The following is a 17,350-nucleotide window of genomic DNA, read 5'->3' as shown; positions in this document are numbered from 1 at the left end:
ATGGTTACCCTCCTTGAATCGGAGATAACACATCAATGCAATCACCATCATTAAGTGTGTAGTTAGCATGTTGTTCTTGAGGTACAAACTGGCCATTAATGGCTACTGCAAACGGTGCTTTAGCACCATACTCAATTAAACACTGTTTTAGTTCGCTACTTGTTAGGGTGAGCGCTTTACCATTAATTATTATATCCATCATTCCTCACTCTATTCTGGCAACAGCATCAGCAACTAAACTCGGCGCGAGCATGTAGCCATGGCGGTATAATCCATTAATACTAATTACCTGCCCCAGTTGTGTAACTTGTGGGCAGTTATCGCTAAACGCAGGGCGAAGCCCGGTTTGAATATTTAACAGTCGAGCCTCGGCAAAACCGCTGTGCACTGTATAAGCGGCTGAAAGTAACTCCAATGTTGAACGCACGGTTGCCGCCCCATTATCTTGAGACTCAATTTCGGTGGCACCAATCACATATTCATGATTCGGCTTAGGTGCTATATAAATAGGATAACGCGGATGCATTAACCTCACTGGCCGAGATAAATTAACCTCGGGTGCATAGAGTCTTGCCACTTCCCCGCGCACGCCTCGAAGGGGCTGATCTTGTTTGGCTCCAAGCCCTCTGCAATCAATAATGTAATCAAACTCTCGATTATTCACTTTGTTATCAAAGATGCTGGCGCGCTGATTAAATACAAACTTTACTTTGCGCTTATTTAGCAACCTAAAGCTGGCTTTGTAAAAGGCTTGGTTATCTATCTGCGCTTCACCGGGCAAAAATAGGCCTTGGCTAAATCGACCAGCCAGTTCAGGTTCTAGTTGCTCAATTTGCTGTGCATTAATCGCTTGAGCACTAAAATTTAGTAACGGTTTGATTCGCTGTGCAAAGCTTTGTAAGTCGCCTTTATCCTGCGGATGAGCAACCACTAGGGTACCTTGCTGTTGAAAAAATACCTCGCTATTTAGTTGTTCTAAAATAGCAGGCCAGCGAGTAATAGAATCCACTCCCATTAAAGCCAATTCACGTTCGCACATAACAGACTCAGCTAGGGGGGCTAGCATCGCTGCTGCCACTTTACCGGCACTGTTCTGAGTATGTTCATCATCGGCTTCAAATACGGTAACACGATGTTGCTTACTTAACTCAAGCGCAGCCAACCGCCCTGCTAAACCAAAGCCCACCACAGCAATGTTATAAAACATAAACACTCCTAAATGTAGCTCATAGCCACCAGCTTTCAGCTGTCAGTAAAGCAACTCTTGCCTCTACGCTGCTTACTTTATCGCTGATAGCTGACAGCTAATAACTGAAAGCTGTGCTACAGCGCTTTATGGTAAATCTCTGAGCCTGTTTGCTTAAACTCTTCAGATTTAGCTTTCATCTCGGCCTCTACATCAACCATTTTGATTTCAATGGCATCACCCACGTTATTAGGATCAATACCGCGCGCTTCTAGATCTTTGGCGTAGTCGCGTACTTCTTGGGTTATTTTCATGGAACAAAATTTAGGGCCACACATAGAACAAAAATGCGCAACTTTGCCTGATTCTTGCGGCAGTGTTTCATCATGGTATTCACGGGCGCGAACAGGGTCTAAACCAATATTAAACTGGTCATGCCATCTAAATTCAAAGCGCGCTTTTGATAGCGCGTTATCTCGCTCTTGTGCACCTGGGTGACCTTTCGCTAAATCGGCGGCATGAGCGGCAATTTTGTAGGTAATAAGGCCTTCTTTAACGTCTTCTTTATTTGGCAAACCTAAATGCTCTTTGGGTGTTACGTAACACAACATCGCACAGCCATACCAAGCAATCTGCGCTGCACCAATACCCGAGGTAATATGATCATACCCAGGGGCAATATCTGTGGTCAGTGGGCCTAAGGTATAAAATGGCGCTTCATCGCAATGTTTAAGTTGCTCATCCATATTGGCTTTGATCATATGCATAGGCACATGTCCAGGGCCTTCTATGAACACTTGTACATCATGCTTCCAAGCTATTTTTGTCAGTTCACCTAAGGTACGAAGCTCACTAAATTGCGCTTCATCGTTCGCATCGGCAATAGAACCCGGACGTAAACCGTCCCCTAGTGAAAAACACACATCGTATTGTTTTAAAATTTCACAAATATCTTCAAAGTGAGTGTATAAGAAGTTTTCTTTATGGTGCGCTAAACACCATTTAGCCATAATTGAGCCACCACGTGACACAATACCGGTTACGCGTTTTGCTGTCATTGGCACATAACGTAGCAGCACACCAGCATGAATGGTAAAGTAATCAACGCCTTGCTCTGCTTGTTCAATTAGGGTGTCGCGAAATATTTCCCAAGTTAGGTCTTCTGCTACGCCATTTACTTTTTCAAGTGCTTGGTAAATTGGAACAGTACCGATAGGTACTGGTGAATTACGTACCAGCCATTCACGGGTTTCGTGAATGTAACGTCCTGTTGATAAATCCATTACGGTGTCAGCACCCCAGCGGGTTGACCACACCATTTTTTCAACTTCTTCTTCGATAGATGAGCCCACTGATGAATTACCTATATTGGCGTTAACTTTAACTAAAAAGTTACGACCAACAATCATAGGCTCGGTTTCTGGGTGATTAATATTGTTAGGTAAAATAGCGCGTCCACGAGCAATTTCATCGCGAACAAATTCAGGAGTAATAAACTCAGGGATACTCGCGCCAAACGACTCTCCTTTATGCTGCGCAGCTAATAACTCTTCACGTATTTGCGCACGCCCCATGTTTTCACGTATCCCTACATATTCCATTTCTGGGGTGACTATCCCTTGGCGAGCATAATGCATTTGGGTGACATTTTTACCCGCTTTTGCACGGCGTATTTTTGGAAGGTGTTCAAAGCGAATATGATCTAGCCCATCATCAGCCATACGCTGCTGTGCAAACTGTGAGGTTACCGACTCGAGTACTTCGGTATCATTACGGCTCTCAATCCATTGTTCACGGTATTTATTAAGTCCCTTGCGCACATCCAATTTAAATTCAGGATCGGTATACGGGCCTGATGTATCGTAAACACGCAGTGGTGCATTTGACTCATACACTGGGTTTTGTTCATCACCACCAATAAAAGTATCGCTCAATGTGATTTCACGCATACCCACACGTACGCCTTGCTGGCTACCTGCAACGTATACTTTATGGGAGCTTGGAAACGGCTGACCGGTTAAGTTATAAATATAATCTGATGCGGCCGCACGAGTTTCGCGACGGGTGGCTTTATTTGTTGTATTTGACATGACTTACCTCATTGCTAAAGGGTTGTCTTGTCAGATATTCCGCTGAGGAATAGAGAAAGATCGTAAAGTAGCTTTATGCGACTTTGCGGCCTAAGACGGATGTTGCTTTTTTGTGCGCATAAAAAAAGACGCACAAGCGTCCTAGTTAGGCAGCTTGTTCCCTACGCAGGTATTAACCTGATCAGGTTCACGGATCCCGCTTTCGCGATCTCAGCCTAAATAAAACTTAGGCACTCCGACAAGTATTTGAATTTTTCGTTGATTTGATAATGTTTTGATCAAATCTGCGATGAGTGTACGTCAGTTGAAAATTCCCTGCAAGGGGCTGTTTTTCAAAACTCAAAAATTATTTTGGGATAAACACAAATTTTTGTTCAGCTTGCATTACCAATGTTTGGTCTTGCATGTTAAGCACTGCACCTTGCTGCAGAGCTTGTAAAAACTGTTGTTCAAACTCATCCAGTTCAGGGCCACATGATTTACGTGTCATACCTAATTTGCTTACGCTCAGGCTACTGTCTTCAAGTGAGCCTTCACCAAAAAACTTATTACATCCGGCAAAGCCGTTTATTTGTAGCGCTTCTATAAAACTCATTGATGCTTTAAAGGACGCGGGAATAGCCAAATCATCAACCTTTGATAATTGCCATTGTGTATATTTTAGCTGCTCAGTGGTAACTGTCCCTGTTGATGCGCAACCAACACATAAACCGATTACGAGCATCGGTATTGCTGCTAATTTCATGTTACTACTAACTTATTGTCTAATTAATGTAATAGTATCAATATTTGTCAGGTTTATCCGTTAAAAATGCATATTTTAAATGTAAATTTTTGTTTAAAATTCATGCTATTTAAAACTATGCAACGGCTTGGAATAAGTTATCTATCTGTGGTGGTAAAAATGGCCGACCTTTCTCATTAACCGATGTACCAATAACTAAGGCATTGAGCATCATTTTTTCATCTTGTTTGCGCACTACCGTTTGTTTAAATGCAAACTTAAGACGACTAATACGCACAGGCTCTACCGCCACATAAAACTCATCCCCTGGTAGTAGGGAATGTTTGTAATCCATTTCACTGCGTATCACCACTAAGTTAATTTTATCTTTCGCAAGTTGTGCAAAATCAACGCCGTGTGCGTATAAAAACTCGTGGCGAGCGTGCTCAAGATAATTAAAATAAACACTGTTATTCACAATACCTTGTAGGTCACATTCGTAGTCACGTACCTTAAAGTCTACTTTAAAGGTCATATTAGTAATCCCAATTATTTAACGTATAATTGCCGCGTTTATAGCACAAGTGTTGAAATAATTGCTACCATACAAGTCCCTAAAATGGAGTTAAGTAACCTAATGAACTTACGTTTGTCTTTAATTACAGCCACGTTATTACCCCTGCTCGCAGCACCTATATATGCTAACGCAGATGACACCGAACTAGAGAAAATCATTGTTACCGGTGACTTTCAGCAAGAAAGCATTCAAACATTAAGCGCCAGTGCCAGCTTATTTTCTGAAAATGAAATGAATCAACGTGGTGCAACGTATTTAGACGAAATGTTAGCCAGTGCAGCCAATGTAAACTTTGCTGCTGGTGCGTCTCGCGGTCGTTATATTCAAATTCGCGGTGTCGGTTTACGCTCGCAGTTTGTTGACCCGATAAATCCATCTGTGGGCTTAGTAATTGACGGTATTAATTATTCAGGCTTAGGTGGTAGTTCATTATTGTTTGATATTGACCAAGTAGAAATTTATCGCGGTCCTCAAGGTACACGTTTTGGTGCAGATGGCATGGCGGGCATGATCCAAATGCAATCAGCTAGTGCAACCAGCGATCCTAGCTTAAAATTACATTTAGGCGCTGGCACTTATAACAGCCACGAAGCAGGCCTTGCTGCTAGTACCGGTTTAACAGATGACACCAGTGCCCGCGTTAGCTACTTTCGCAGAAAGTCTGACGGCTACGTAGACAACCTTTATTTAGATAAACCCACTCAAGATCAAGATGAGCAAGTTGCACGCTTTAAATTAAATAGCCAACTCACAGCTCATTTAAATTCAGAGCTAAACCTGCACTATATCGATATTAATAACGGTTACGATGCATTTACCCTTGATAATTCTCGTAACAGTCTTGCTGATCAACCAGGCGAAGATAATCAACAAAGTTATGCTATTGGCCTGAATAATACTTACACTGGTTTTGATGCCTTTGATGTCAACTTAAACCTTTCAGCCATTGATACAGAACTTTTTTATAGCTTTGATGAAGACTGGGTGTGTAACGATACTAATAAGCCGCAATTATGTGCCGCCGGTTTACATCCTGATGGCTATAGTTCAACAGATATTTATAGCCGCGATCGTGATGATCAAGCGCTCGATCTGCAATTTACTGGTAAAGCAGGTAACTGGGTTGCGGGTATTTACTATCAAAACCGTGATGTGGATTTAGAGCGTCAATATACGTGGTTAGCCAACCCGTTTGCTTCAACCTATGAAACTAATAACATTGCAGCTTATGGCCAATTAGCCACAGCAATTGGCCCAAAAACTACGCTTATTACTGGTTTACGAGTTGAGCAATATCAAAGTGATTACACCGATAGTAACGGTTTTATTGAAGAAACTGACGATATTATGCTCGGTGGTAAAATTGCACTTGAATACCAAGTTATTGACCGTACCATGATTTACACCAGTATCACCCGCGGTTACAAAGCTGGTGGTATTAATTCAGAAGCGCTAGCAAAAGCAAAAGATGAAGGTTTAAGCTTAGATGCTGATTTTTTCAAACAGCATACCAGCTTTGATCCAGAGTACTTGTGGAGTGGTGAGTTTGGCGTTAAAGGTTCATCGCTAGATGACAAGTTTACCCTGCGCTTAGCGGCGTTTTATATGCACCGCGATAATATTCAATTAAAGTCGTGGCAAGTATCAGATCAACAATTTACCGGTTATGTCGCCAATGCCAGCTCTGGCAGCAACTACGGTCTTGAAATTGAAGGCAGCTACTTACTTACTGATAATTTACTCATTAGCGGTAGTGCTGGCTATTTAGATACGAAAATAAACGACTTTGTCACTAAATCGGGCTTAAACCAAGATGGCCGCGAGCAAGCACAAGCGCCTAAATATCAATACGCATTTAGTGCACGCTACAATGTTACTGATGAGCTATATGCAATGTTAGGCGTTGAAGGCAAAGACGATTATTACTTCTCAGACAGCCATAATGCACAAGCTCCAAATACAAACTTAGTAAATGCGAGCCTTGGTTACGAAGCAGAAAACTGGGCTGTTCGTGCATGGGCACGTAATGTGTTTGATGAAACCGTTCCAACTCGCGGTTTTGAATTTGGTAACAACCCGTTAGATGGTTATACAAGTCAAACTTACATTCAACTAGGTGAGCCACGTGTAGCCGGCGTTACGTTTACGCTTAATTTGTAATACAGCTACCAGTTGTCAGTTAGGGATAAAAAAACACCGCGTTTAATGCAAACGCGGTGTTTTTTTATCTGATAGCTGACCGCTAAAAGCTATTAGCTGCTTTAAGCTCTGGCCACATCAAACGCAATCACTTCTTTTATTTTTTGTTTATTGGTTGCTAGCATCACGAGTCTATCAATCCCTAATGCAACCCCCGCACATTGCTCTAAACCATGTTCCAATGCCGCAATTAAACGCGTATCCATAGGAACTTGCTTTAAGCCGTTAGCAGCACGATAGGTGTTGTCTTCGTTAAACCTTTTTGCTTGTTCTTTAGCATTAGTGAGCTCATTAAAGCCGTTAGCCAGCTCCATATTTTTATAATACAACTCAAAGCGCCCTGCTACTCGCTCATCGTGTTTACAAATTTGTGCCAGTGCCGCTTGTGATGCCGGAAAGTGATACACAAAACATGGCTTATCTTGTCCTATTGTTGGCTCTACTTTCATACAAAATAATAATTGCAGCAAGGTATCTTTATGAGTCTCGTTTTTAGCAATATCAGCAAAGCCATGTTCGCATGCGAGTTGTTGTAACTGCGTGATAGATACAGTTAATGGATCGACCCCTAACGCGCGTTCAAATGCCTTTTGGTAGGTAACGCGCTCTGCAGGAGCAACCTCAAGAATGAGCTGCATTAGCTCATCTATTTCGTCCATTAAAGCAAATTCGTCAAACCCAGGCCGATACCATTCGAGCATAGTAAATTCAGGATTATGATGACTGCCCGCTTCTTCATTTCGAAATGCCTTACAAAGCTGAAAAATAGCGCCTGAGCCGGCCGCTAACAAGCGTTTCATCGCAAACTCTGGAGATGTTTGCAAAAACAGGGGTAGCCCACCAGCATGGCCTGGGCCCACAAATGTAGTATTAAAGCTGGCTAAATGCACATCGGTTACACTGGCAGCACTTAAACTCGGTGTTTCGACTTCCATTACATTACGCTCATAAAAGAATTCCCGAATGCTGCGCATAATTGCTGCGCGTTGCTTAAGTATTTCTATGCTGGCACTCGGCTTCCAAAGATCTGCTGACATATTTTCTCCAAAAAAAATCCCAGCTTAAGCCGGGATTTAATTAATAAGACGCGTTGCTGCTTACTTAACACGGCTCACGTATTCACCATTACGAGTGTCTACTTTAATTACTTCGCCAATTTGTACGAATAATGGAACACGTACTACAGCACCTGTGCTAAGCGTTGCTGGTTTACCACCTGTGCCCGCTGTATCACCTTTAAGGCCCGGATCAGTTTCAGTGATCTCAAGCTCAACAAAGTTTGGTGGAGTTACAGCAATTGGGCTGCCGTTCCATAATGTAATAGTACATACATCGTTTTCAACTAACCATTTGCCAGCATCGCCCAGTGCTTTTTCGTCAGCAGCGATTTGTTCAAATGTTTCATTGTTCATGAAATGCCAAAATTCACCGTCTGTATATAGGTACGCTAAATCGGTATCCATTACATCAGCACCTTCAACCGATTCACCCGATTTAAAGGTTTTTTCAAGTACCTTGCCAGAGATAAGCTTACGGATACGAACACGGTTAAACGCTTGGCCTTTACCCGGTTTTACCATTTCATTTTCTAAGATACTGCAAGGTTCGCCGTCCATCATAATTTTTAGGCCGCCCTTGAACTCGTTGGTGCTATAATTCGCCATCGTTTCCTCTATTTATATTTTTCGAGTAATCTACGTGCCAATGATACAAAGAAATGAAGCAAATTTGCATAAAAACTGGCAAAAAGAATTAGCAAATGTAGTTACCTGCCCAAAAGTGTTGTTAGAAATGGTTGGTTTATCGAGCCAAGTCCATGAAAACGACATAAAAGCTCGTAGCTTGTTTCCTGTTCGTGTGCCATTGCCTTTTATAAAAAAAATTCGTCATGGCGATGCAAATGATCCTTTATTGCTGCAAGTTATGCCTCGCCATCAAGAATTTTTAACTAAGTCGGGGTTTAATAAAGATCCGCTACTTGAGCAAGATAACAATCAACCAGGTCTGTTACATAAATATAAATCACGTGTTTTAGTCATGTTTAAAACTGGTTGTGCGGTAAATTGCCGCTACTGCTTTAGACGCCATTTTCCTTATCAAGAAAACCAGTTAAATAAACGCAGCCTAATTGATGCATTGAGCTATATACAAGCTGATAAAAATATTAACGAAGTGATTTTAAGTGGTGGCGATCCACTAATGGCCAAAGACGATGCTATTAGTTGGTTTTTAGATGAGCTTGAGCAAATACCACAAATAAAACGGATGCGCATACACAGCCGCTTACCTGTTGTGATCCCTGCACGCATTACTGAACAATTATGTGAAAGATTAGCAAAGTCACCACTAAAAATTATATTCGTGAATCATATTAACCATGCTAACGAAATAGATAATGACTTTAAAAACGCCATGAACATGCTAAAACAAGCCAATGTACTGTTATTAAATCAGGCGGTTATTTTAAAAGATGTTAACGATACAGTTGATGCGCAAATAAACTTAAGTGAAGCCTTGTTTGATACAGACGTAATGCCTTATTACTTACACTTACTGGATAAGGTAGAAGGCGCAAGTCATTTTGATATAGATGAGGCGCAGGCCATAAAAATAATGGCAGAGCTTTTAGAAGCCCTGCCAGGATTTTTAGTGCCTAAACTAGTAAGAGAAATAGGGGGCCAAAAAAGTAAAACCCCTATTGACCTCAAATTGGTTTAAACATAAACGTTTACATTATTCCCAAGTGTTGCAGTAACCGACTTAGCCGGTGTTTGCGCACTTGAGGATTGTGTAGCACCTTCAATAAGCGCAAGTGCAGCGGCGCCATCAGCTTGCTGTTGCTTTTTAGATAAAGCAGCAGTTAAAACCTCTGCGCCTTGGCCTGCACCAGGGATTGTAGGTAGATTTCCACCTGATATATTCATAACTCACACCTGACATTTAAATGTAATACACGTATTATAGTCGCTGAATTGGTAAATTACTTTACCAACCCACTTAAGTATTTATCGGCAACATTGCACTAAGCTTTAGGAAAACCATGGATTCTATAATTGAACAACTCAACGCCAACTTAAAAATTGTTTACCGTCAGGCGCTTGATGCTGATAAAAAACTCGATGAGTTACAACAGCAAGGCCACGGAAAATTTAAAGCCTTATTTGCCGAAGACGCTGGATTTAGCTTTGAAGCTAAACGCTTTAAGCCTTACGTTTTAGACGTTGCCGCAGATGTAGAAAGCTTATCAAGCGACGGTTTAGACGAAGAAAAGCTAAAACAAGCAGTTATTAAACTACAAAACTTACTAACCTTGTTAGCGACCTTTAAGTAAGCACTCTGGGCTTACTGCGCAAAACATCTGTTGCACAGATGTTTTGCGCTATGTTACTTAATACGCGGTAAAATTTGTTCACCAAACCACTCTGTTAATAAGCGTTTTTCGTAGTAAAATGCTTCATCTCGACCCATTTTAATTTTATCCATAAAACCCATATCTTTTAAACTTACGTTATCTTCTTGTGCGACAACGCCACTTTCATCATTGAGCACATAATTAAATTCAATGCGTGGAAAGTGAATAGGTTTTACCACTCGGATTTCGTTAACACCGCCATAGCGTACGTCTCCGGCTAAATCTAAATCGGTGACTTCAATTTTTAAACTGTAGTTTTTAGGAAGTTGCTCGCTGAGCTTTGCAAAGTGTTCATCAATACTTTTGGCTATTTGCTTATGGTATGAGCCTTTAGTTTGGTTTGATGGGCGTACATCGCGATAATCATTAAAGTCATGCCATTTCACTTGAGCCTCACCCGCGCAAACAACACTCGGTAGTGCAATACACATCAACATTGCTATTTTTTTAACTAAGTTCATACGTTTCTCCAACGAGTATTTTGATCATTGTGATCAATTGAATATTTTACAAATCGCTATACATCACTTTAGCAATTACATATGAACTATAACTTAATCTTTACGCTGAGGTGTTATTAAAATTGCACAAAATGTAATCGAAAGTACGGTTTACGATCATACTATTACAAAGCAAATAAAATAATACATGTAAAAACTCATTATTTATGGTGAAATTAGGGTAATTGAACAGAGGTTTCCAAGGAGCATTCATGGCAATTTTAGTAACCGGTGGCGCAGGCTATATTGGCTCACACACCGTTTTAGAACTTTTACAGCAAGGCAGCGACGTTATCGTTATCGATAACTTAAGTAACTCCTCTGAAGAGTCACTTGAGAGAGTGAAAAAAATAACCGGTAAAGCAATTACTTTTTATCAAGGTGATATTTTAGATAAATCCTTTTTAGACTCAGTATTTGCAAAACATAACATTGATAGTGTAATTCATTTTGCAGGTTTAAAAGCGGTTGGTGAGTCGGTAGCCAAACCAATCGCGTATTATCAAAATAACGTACAAGGCACATTAACACTAGTTGATGCTATGCGTGACGCGGGTGTGTTTAAACTGGTATTTAGCTCATCTGCAACAGTTTATGGTGACCCTGCAAGCTTACCAATACGCGAAGACTTCCCCGTTGGCGGTACAACCAACCCATATGGTACGTCTAAACTAATGGTTGAAATGATGCTGCAAGATATCGCTAAATCAGATGAGCGCTTTGCGTTTGCTATTTTGCGCTACTTTAATCCCGTTGGTGCACATGAGTCAGGTTTAATTGGTGAAGATCCTAATGGCATTCCTAATAATTTACTGCCTTTCATTTCACAAGTTGCGGTTGGTAAATTAAAGCAGCTCGCTATATTTGGCGATGATTACGACACGGTAGATGGTACTGGTGTTCGCGATTACATTCACGTTGTAGATTTAGCCTTAGGGCATTTAAAAGCACTTGATAAAATAGCCGCAGAAACCGGTGCGCTTGTTTATAACCTTGGTACCGGTAACGGCTATTCAGTATTACAAATGGTTAATGCGTTTATTAAGGCTAGCGACCAAGCAATCCCTTATGCGGTGTCACCTCGTCGCCCAGGTGATATTGCAGCCTGTTATGCTGCGCCAGAAAAAGCCCTTAGTGAACTAGGTTGGCAAGCTGAGCGTGGTATTGATGTCATGATGCAAGATACTTGGCGCTGGCAATCAAATAATCCAAATGGATATAAGTCATAAAGGCATCTTTAAGTTATCAGCTTAAAATTAAAACACCGCATTTAAATTAAATGCGGTGTTTTAATGTTGTACTTACCAATTTTGCATTTCTACAATCCGTGACTGGGTTCGCGCATATTCAAAGCTTAATTTTTTACCTTGGTATAACTCGTTTATGTCGGCCTGAGCGTTAATCACCAGTAATTTGTGGCAATCATAAAACTCATCGACTAAGGCAATAAAACGCCGAGCTTCATCATCGAGTGTATGCTCATCTAACTGCTGCTTTTCGCGCTGATAGCTGTCTTCTATACCATGCACAATAACTTTACCAGTTGCCTCTTTTCCCATTATTGGCACATTCGCGATGTATACTACCGAAAACTGTTCTGCTAAAAACATATAGTCATTGGCGCTACGAGGGCCTGAGCACAATGCCATAAAATCAATCAGTAAAGCATCGTCAGTTTTTAATAAATAAGGAAGCACTCGGCCATGCACAGTTATTGTATTATTACGCATTGCATGAGAATGTGCGGATAAAAACCCAGCCTCAAATTCAGCATCGGGCAAGTTAATAAAATAATGACGACTACTTCTGCCGTATCTAAAGCGGTGATCTTCCTCCCCCGCTACGTTAATTACACGACAATGTTCATTTATTAAATCGATAGTTGGTAAAAATCGCGCGCGTTGCAGACCGTTGTAATAAAGTTGCTCCGGTTTTGCGTTAGAGGTTGCTACTAGCACCACGCCTTGTTCAAATAAAGCGTTAAATAACCGAGCCATGATCATGGCGTCACCAATATCACTAACAAAAAACTCATCAAAACACAGCACTTTTATCTTTTTGGCCCACTGTTTAGCAATTATTTGCAGCGGATTTTTATCCCCTTGTAACTTGGCCAATTGAGCATGAACTTTTTCGATAAAATGATGAAAGTGCAGGCGCTGCTTTTTCTCTGTGGGTAAGTTTTCATAAAATAAGTCCATCAACATAGATTTACCTCGACCAACCGGGCCATATAAATATATTCCCCTTATTGAAGGTGCTTTTTGCCACCAGCTTGCAGGCTGATTTAATTGCTCACTTAAAGACTGTAACGCACTCACAGCTTGGTGCTGCGCCGCATCGGAATCAAGCTCTCCTGATGAAACCTTGCTATGGTACAGGCTTAAAATTTCTGTACTGGGCTCTGTCATGGTATTTCACTATCCGCTATACTCGCGGCCATTGTAGCCGACTAAAAATGTGAACAACATGAAATTTCCTTGCCGTTTAGATAAATTTATTAGCCATTTAGCAGAGTTACCACGCTCAAAAGCCCGCGCAGCAATAAAAAGCCAAGTGGCTTGCGTTAATGGCGAGGTGATCACGGCATTCGACTTCCAAGTTACTCAGCAAGATGACGTGTTATTTCATGATCAGCCATTAGTGTTTTTAGGTAAACGCTACTTTATGCTCAATAAGCCGGTAGGTTATGTATGCGCTAATTCAGATGAGTTACACAAAACCGTATTTGATTTGCTTGATGAGCCAAACATGGCCGACTTTCACATTGCCGGGCGTTTAGACATAGACACCACAGGCCTAGTGCTTATTACTAATGATGGCGACTGGTCACACAAAATTACCTCGCCTAAAAAGAATAAATTTAAAACCTACTTGGTTGAAACTCAAGAGCCGATTACCGATGATGCACTGCAGCAATTACGCGACGGTGTGCAGCTTCACAATGAAAAAGATTTAACTCGCCCTGCTATTGCTGAGCGCTTAGGGAATTATGGTTTACGCTTGTCTATTTCTGAGGGGAAGTATCACCAAGTAAAACGTATGCTAGCAGCGGTAGATAACAAAGTAGTTGAACTACATCGTGAACAAATTGCGGGTATAAAGTTAGGTGAAGATTTGGCTGCAGGTGAATACCGCCCATTAACTGCCGCAGAGATAAAACTGTGAGGTTGTTTAGGTGTTAGGAAATGGTTCCGGGCGAGGTTCGGGCTGTTCACCTGCCGCTCTAGGCTCGATGCTCGTTGCCTTCTATAATCTTGCCTAATCTCTGTTCTTACGATTTAATCTGCACTAAATCAAAGTCTGTCATCCCAGGTACAATCGCTTGCAGCCGAGACTCAGTAATATCTAGAGAGTTTAAACATTCACAATATTCAGAGGCTTTAAGTTCTAATTGATGGGCTTTTTTCTGTAACGACTTATCGATTTCTTTGGTGATGATATCCATGCGTTGCCCCATGTCGTTCATGCGGTCTTCTATATTGCCTTCTCGAGATTTAAACGCATCCCCAAGCGACATTAAAATAGCACCCAAAGAGCCATGTACTGCGGAGTGTATTTTTTGACTAATTTCTTTAGTAAAAAAATCATCAATTTGGGAAAGCGATTGAGGGGCTATAAAAAAGAAATCGTCGCCACGTTTAAACTTATCCATAAGTGCGCGCTCTACATATTGTAATTGCGTTTTTAGCACTTCGGGTTCTTTATCTGACATGCCCTCAACAACATGCTCAATAGCACTGAGTCCTAGGTTAACGCCATCGGTCGCTAAATCGACCAACTCAGGAACTGTTTGACGAATACCATTGCTAAATTGTTCTAGCACTTTGCTTTCGTCGGTGCTTAAATCGACCCAGTAGCCTCGAATAAACAATTGATTATTATTGTTAATTTGCACCCTTGTTTGGCCTTTATCAACAATACGGATCACATCATCGGTAATAATTAAACCATGACGAAGTTCAACATCACATTGTTTTTGTGCGATTGCATTGGAGCTTAAAAGTGCCATTGATAACGCCAATATCGAACGAGATAAAAACGCCATAAACACCTCAAAAAGACTAAAATAGGGGGTGGCTAGATTAACAAAAAACCAACTTTATGCAAGCAAAAGTAACACCCTAAAAACAAGGCACCATGAAACGTAACGTTTACACAGCGCCTTTATCCTCTGGCTTGTACTATTAAATAGGTGAGCCTGGTGGTATTGGCAGGGCTTTAAAATTGTCAGGCCACTGGCCTGTTGTTAAAAACTGATTAATTTGCGACGCTAAATAATTTTTAAATGCGCTGTCACCCACTTCAGGATGGCCTAGCAAAGAGTGCTGATTAAACTCATCAGCAAGCTTGCTTAAATAGAAATGTAGTTGCGCTTGCACTTCAGGGCTTAAACCGTCGTTAGCCACAAGATCAGCCATGGTTTTTGCCGTTAGGTACTGTACTCGTTGTGTTACTTTTCCTATCATGGTGGCAGGCGCTGATACATTAAACACTTGCTTATTTAACTGTTTAAGCAGCTCATCTAGGCTATAAAAGCGGTTATCACGAGCTTGTTGCTGTGCTAAACGATTTAATCGTTGAGCATTGAGTAGTAACGATAAGCTATGCTGCGCTGCCACTTCAGGCAATGCAAGTGCATCCATAGTCAAGCCGGTACGACCCACTATACTTTCTCGTGATTTAGACTCGCCATACGCCTTTGGCACAATCAAAGACAGTATCGACTCTGGCAGCGTTAAATTAGTTGCTTTTAGGGTGGCTAAAATAGCATTAACTGCTTGTTGCTGAGCCTCTTTAGCTACAACTTGGGCGCCTTTAACGGGTGCGTCACTGCGAATTTCATAGTCATAATCAACACCCGCAATAAGCTTTGCAACCGCTTCAACTTGATAACGGTGGAACAAGTAAAGTGGCACTAGCTTTTCTTCTAACTGCGACAGTGCAACCCCAGTTTTTATATTGTTAATACCAAACTGCCCGAGCGCCTGCTTTCGCACATCAAGCACTCTAAGTAATTCTTCACTTGGATTACCGCCATTATCCCAAAGATGCGCTGTAGGGTGCGCACCACCTTTTGCACGGGCATCACTGTCGGAAATAAACGCCAAACCTTGTGCTTTATTTTGCTGCAAAATAGCAGCGAGTGCTTCGCTTTCATCTTGGCCGGTAAAGTCACTGTAGCCATATTTGATCACTTGCGTATCCCATGCGCCCATGCCTTTAGCATAACCTTGAGATACATCTAACTGACCATTATCTGCAAAGCTCAATAACGGATGCGGATAATCCATCACCGAAGCACGATTATTTACTGACGCAGCAAAGTTGTGCGCAATACCTAGTGTATGACCAATTTCATGAGCACTGAGTTGACGAATACGATCAAGTGCCATTGCATGTAAAGTACCTGCCACTTCATTGCCTTTTAAATAAGGCGCAGCGAGTGATTCAGCAATAAGGATATCTTGACGCACTCGCAGCGACCCTAGTGTCACATGGCCTTTAATAATTTCACCTGTACGTGGGTCTATAATTGAACTGCCATAAGACCAACCTCGGGTTGCACGATGCACCCATTGAATAACGTTGTAGCGCACATCCATAGGATCTGCATTACTTGGTAGCACTTTAACTTTAAAGGCATTTTTATAGCCTGCAGCATTAAAAGCGTCATTCCACCATTGCCCGCCATCTAATAAAGCCGTTTTTACTGGTTCAGGTACCCCTGGATCTAAGTAATAAACAATAGGCTCTACTGGCTCACTAACTGCTAGGCTTGGATCTTTTTTTGCTAAACGATGACGCGGAATGTAACGCACGTACATAGACTCATCGAGCCCTGCTGCATAATTTTTATGCTCCACACTCCAATAACCCGATTGCGGGCTAAATTTTCGTGGCGTGTAATTATCATCAGGCAATTGAATAAGTGAATGGTGCATGTGCACACTCAAAGCGTAAGGATCAGCACTCACTTGGCGAACGTATTTACCTGGTTTAGACCCTTCAAAGGTGAGAATGGCTTCAAGTTCAGTATTTTTCAAAAATGCTTTTGAGCGATTCATAAATACCGCACTGCGTGACTCATCAAGGCTAAACTGCCCTTGCTTGCGCGCAGCTAAAGTACGGCTTACGCCATGTACGTCACTCAGTAAATAAGGGGTGTAATCTATTAATGCAGCAGTGGCATCTTGAGCGACAACTTTAAAACCCGCCAAAATGCTGGATGCAAACGCTTCTTTAACGCTTTGCTGCTCTGCTATATTACTCGTGTTTGCACGGTAGTAAGTATTTACGGCACGTAACATCACCTTGTTGCCAAAGCGCTCAAACTGTACCAAATAGGTACCGCCTAATTGGCCTCTATCTAAACCTATATCGTTAGAGCCAACGCCATAAGGCAAGCTATGCTGTAGTAAAAATTGTTGCTCAAGTTTATCAACTTTTAAATACACATTGCCGTTTTGGGTATCGTAAAAGAAAGAAAAATAACCAGGGAAATGGTTCATTTTTTCAGTAAATTCGTCAATAGACTTAATTGCTGCGTGCGCTTGAGTTATCATACAGAGCAGCACAGTAAAGAGTATGTAACTTAATCGTGATATTTTTTGCATAATCTTATCTTTGTTATTAGCGTTTTAAATGCGATGTAGGTACCC

At 41.4% G+C, this 17,350-nt stretch carries 17 protein-coding genes and 1 riboswitch; of the genes, 5 read left to right on the top strand and 12 right to left on the bottom strand.

Annotated elements, in window-relative coordinates; all coding sequences use genetic code 11:
* Positions 1-4: 4 nt before the first annotated feature.
* The 5 genes from thiS to ACNSN3_RS01205 all read right to left on the bottom strand — a co-directional run bounded on the left by thiS (position 5) and on the right by ACNSN3_RS01205 (position 4,535).
* A complete protein-coding gene (gene thiS / locus ACNSN3_RS01225) occupies positions 5-199 on the bottom strand; it encodes a sulfur carrier protein ThiS (RefSeq protein WP_036932961.1) in 195 nt (64 codons plus the stop codon).
* A gap of 6 nt (positions 200-205) precedes the next feature.
* A complete protein-coding gene (locus ACNSN3_RS01220; RefSeq protein WP_138621302.1) occupies positions 206-1,207 on the bottom strand; it encodes an FAD-dependent oxidoreductase in 1,002 nt (333 codons plus the stop codon).
* Positions 1,208-1,323: 116 nt separating this feature from the next.
* Positions 1,324-3,276 (bottom strand): phosphomethylpyrimidine synthase ThiC, encoded by a 1,953-nt coding sequence (gene thiC / locus ACNSN3_RS01215; protein ID WP_418608242.1) that lies wholly within the window; start codon positions 3,274-3,276, stop codon positions 1,324-1,326.
* 141 nt (positions 3,277-3,417) lie between these two features.
* Positions 3,418-3,524: riboswitch (TPP riboswitch) on the bottom strand.
* Positions 3,525-3,622: 98 nt separating this feature from the next.
* The gene (locus ACNSN3_RS01210) at positions 3,623-4,021 is read right to left on the bottom strand and encodes an META domain-containing protein (protein WP_010390523.1); all 399 of its coding nucleotides are present in this window, start codon (positions 4,019-4,021) and stop codon (positions 3,623-3,625) included.
* A gap of 115 nt (positions 4,022-4,136) precedes the next feature.
* Positions 4,137-4,535, bottom strand: a complete 399-nt coding sequence (locus ACNSN3_RS01205) for an acyl-CoA thioesterase (RefSeq protein WP_010390522.1) — start codon at positions 4,533-4,535, stop codon at positions 4,137-4,139.
* A 102-nt stretch (positions 4,536-4,637) separates the two neighbouring features.
* On the opposite strand from ACNSN3_RS01205, the gene ACNSN3_RS01200 reads away from it, so the two are divergent.
* Positions 4,638-6,737: a TonB-dependent receptor gene (locus tag ACNSN3_RS01200; protein WP_418608239.1), complete on the top strand. Its 2,100-nt coding sequence runs from the start codon at positions 4,638-4,640 to the stop codon at positions 6,735-6,737.
* Positions 6,738-6,838: 101 nt separating this feature from the next.
* Here the strand turns inward: ACNSN3_RS01200 and epmA are convergent, their stop codons facing one another.
* Both epmA and efp read right to left on the bottom strand, forming a co-directional pair.
* Positions 6,839-7,813: an elongation factor P--(R)-beta-lysine ligase gene (gene epmA, locus ACNSN3_RS01195; protein ID WP_138607106.1), complete on the bottom strand. Its 975-nt coding sequence runs from the start codon at positions 7,811-7,813 to the stop codon at positions 6,839-6,841.
* Positions 7,814-7,873: 60 nt separating this feature from the next.
* Complete coding sequence (efp, locus tag ACNSN3_RS01190) at positions 7,874-8,440, bottom strand: elongation factor P (RefSeq protein WP_010390517.1); 567 nt, start codon at positions 8,438-8,440, stop codon at positions 7,874-7,876.
* Positions 8,441-8,480: 40 nt separating this feature from the next.
* Here efp and epmB point away from each other — a divergent pair, with 40 nt between their 5' ends.
* Complete coding sequence (epmB, locus tag ACNSN3_RS01185) at positions 8,481-9,494, top strand: EF-P beta-lysylation protein EpmB (protein ID WP_010390516.1); 1,014 nt, start codon at positions 8,481-8,483, stop codon at positions 9,492-9,494.
* On the opposite strand, the gene ACNSN3_RS01180 is transcribed toward epmB, so the two are convergent.
* Positions 9,491-9,700, bottom strand: a complete 210-nt coding sequence (locus ACNSN3_RS01180) for a hypothetical protein (protein WP_008115467.1) — start codon at positions 9,698-9,700, stop codon at positions 9,491-9,493. The genes epmB and ACNSN3_RS01180 overlap by 4 nt on opposite strands.
* 116 nt (positions 9,701-9,816) lie before the next feature.
* Between ACNSN3_RS01180 and ACNSN3_RS01175 the strand changes: the two genes are divergently transcribed.
* Positions 9,817-10,107 carry a hypothetical protein gene (locus tag ACNSN3_RS01175; RefSeq protein ID WP_010390514.1) on the top strand — a complete coding sequence of 97 codons (291 nt, stop codon included), beginning with the start codon at positions 9,817-9,819 and terminating at the stop codon, positions 10,105-10,107.
* Between the two features lie 53 nt (positions 10,108-10,160).
* Here the strand turns inward: ACNSN3_RS01175 and ACNSN3_RS01170 are convergent, their stop codons facing one another.
* The gene (locus ACNSN3_RS01170; protein WP_290170535.1) at positions 10,161-10,649 is read right to left on the bottom strand and encodes a DUF3016 domain-containing protein; all 489 of its coding nucleotides are present in this window, start codon (positions 10,647-10,649) and stop codon (positions 10,161-10,163) included.
* A gap of 251 nt (positions 10,650-10,900) precedes the next feature.
* Here ACNSN3_RS01170 and galE point away from each other — a divergent pair, with 251 nt between their 5' ends.
* Complete coding sequence (gene galE, locus ACNSN3_RS01165) at positions 10,901-11,917, top strand: UDP-glucose 4-epimerase GalE (RefSeq protein WP_138569808.1); 1,017 nt, start codon at positions 10,901-10,903, stop codon at positions 11,915-11,917.
* Positions 11,918-11,989: 72 nt separating this feature from the next.
* Here the strand turns inward: galE and zapE are convergent, their stop codons facing one another.
* Complete coding sequence (gene zapE / locus ACNSN3_RS01160; protein ID WP_418608234.1) at positions 11,990-13,099, bottom strand: cell division protein ZapE; 1,110 nt, start codon at positions 13,097-13,099, stop codon at positions 11,990-11,992.
* Between the two features lie 58 nt (positions 13,100-13,157).
* Between zapE and rsuA the strand changes: the two genes are divergently transcribed.
* Positions 13,158-13,856, top strand: a complete 699-nt coding sequence (gene rsuA, locus ACNSN3_RS01155; protein WP_418608232.1) for a 16S rRNA pseudouridine(516) synthase RsuA — start codon at positions 13,158-13,160, stop codon at positions 13,854-13,856.
* A 106-nt stretch (positions 13,857-13,962) separates the two neighbouring features.
* Here rsuA and ACNSN3_RS01150 read toward each other — a convergent pair whose 3' ends face one another.
* Together ACNSN3_RS01150 and ACNSN3_RS01145 are read right to left on the bottom strand one after the other, a co-directional pair.
* Positions 13,963-14,736 (bottom strand): YggN family protein, encoded by a 774-nt coding sequence (locus ACNSN3_RS01150; RefSeq protein ID WP_010390508.1) that lies wholly within the window; start codon positions 14,734-14,736, stop codon positions 13,963-13,965.
* A gap of 139 nt (positions 14,737-14,875) precedes the next feature.
* A complete protein-coding gene (locus ACNSN3_RS01145) occupies positions 14,876-17,305 on the bottom strand; it encodes a zinc-dependent metalloprotease (protein WP_418608230.1) in 2,430 nt (809 codons plus the stop codon).
* Between the last annotated feature and the right edge of the window lie 45 nt (positions 17,306-17,350).

Source organism: Pseudoalteromonas sp. US3C1004 (assembly GCF_048401065.1).
Lineage (GTDB): Bacteria > Pseudomonadota > Gammaproteobacteria > Enterobacterales > Alteromonadaceae > Pseudoalteromonas > Pseudoalteromonas undina.
This window is presented reverse-complemented; position numbering and strand designations above follow the sequence as displayed.

Bases quoted from the DNA above. Each gene is read 5' to 3' on its own strand.
- ACNSN3_RS01210 (WP_010390523.1), bottom strand. From the start codon at position 4,021: ATGAAATTAGCAGCAATACCGATGCTCGTAATCGGTTTATGTGTTGGT.
- epmB (WP_010390516.1), top strand. From the start codon at position 8,481: ATGATACAAAGAAATGAAGCAAATTTGCATAAAAACTGGCAAAAAGAA.
- ACNSN3_RS01150 (WP_010390508.1), bottom strand. From the start codon at position 14,736: ATGGCGTTTTTATCTCGTTCGATATTGGCGTTATCAATGGCACTTTTA.
- galE (WP_138569808.1), top strand. From the start codon at position 10,901: ATGGCAATTTTAGTAACCGGTGGCGCAGGCTATATTGGCTCACACACC.
- efp (WP_010390517.1), bottom strand. From the start codon at position 8,440: ATGGCGAATTATAGCACCAACGAGTTCAAGGGCGGCCTAAAAATTATG.
- thiS (WP_036932961.1), bottom strand. From the start codon at position 199: ATGGATATAATAATTAATGGTAAAGCGCTCACCCTAACAAGTAGCGAA.
- zapE (WP_418608234.1), bottom strand. From the start codon at position 13,099: ATGACAGAGCCCAGTACAGAAATTTTAAGCCTGTACCATAGCAAGGTT.
- ACNSN3_RS01180 (WP_008115467.1), bottom strand. From the start codon at position 9,700: ATGAATATATCAGGTGGAAATCTACCTACAATCCCTGGTGCAGGCCAA.
- thiC (WP_418608242.1), bottom strand. From the start codon at position 3,276: ATGTCAAATACAACAAATAAAGCCACCCGTCGCGAAACTCGTGCGGCC.
- ACNSN3_RS01200 (WP_418608239.1), top strand. From the start codon at position 4,638: ATGAACTTACGTTTGTCTTTAATTACAGCCACGTTATTACCCCTGCTC.
- ACNSN3_RS01175 (WP_010390514.1), top strand. From the start codon at position 9,817: ATGGATTCTATAATTGAACAACTCAACGCCAACTTAAAAATTGTTTAC.
- epmA (WP_138607106.1), bottom strand. From the start codon at position 7,813: ATGTCAGCAGATCTTTGGAAGCCGAGTGCCAGCATAGAAATACTTAAG.
- ACNSN3_RS01145 (WP_418608230.1), bottom strand. From the start codon at position 17,305: ATGCAAAAAATATCACGATTAAGTTACATACTCTTTACTGTGCTGCTC.
- ACNSN3_RS01220 (WP_138621302.1), bottom strand. From the start codon at position 1,207: ATGTTTTATAACATTGCTGTGGTGGGCTTTGGTTTAGCAGGGCGGTTG.
- ACNSN3_RS01205 (WP_010390522.1), bottom strand. From the start codon at position 4,535: ATGACCTTTAAAGTAGACTTTAAGGTACGTGACTACGAATGTGACCTA.
- ACNSN3_RS01170 (WP_290170535.1), bottom strand. From the start codon at position 10,649: ATGAACTTAGTTAAAAAAATAGCAATGTTGATGTGTATTGCACTACCG.
- rsuA (WP_418608232.1), top strand. From the start codon at position 13,158: ATGAAATTTCCTTGCCGTTTAGATAAATTTATTAGCCATTTAGCAGAG.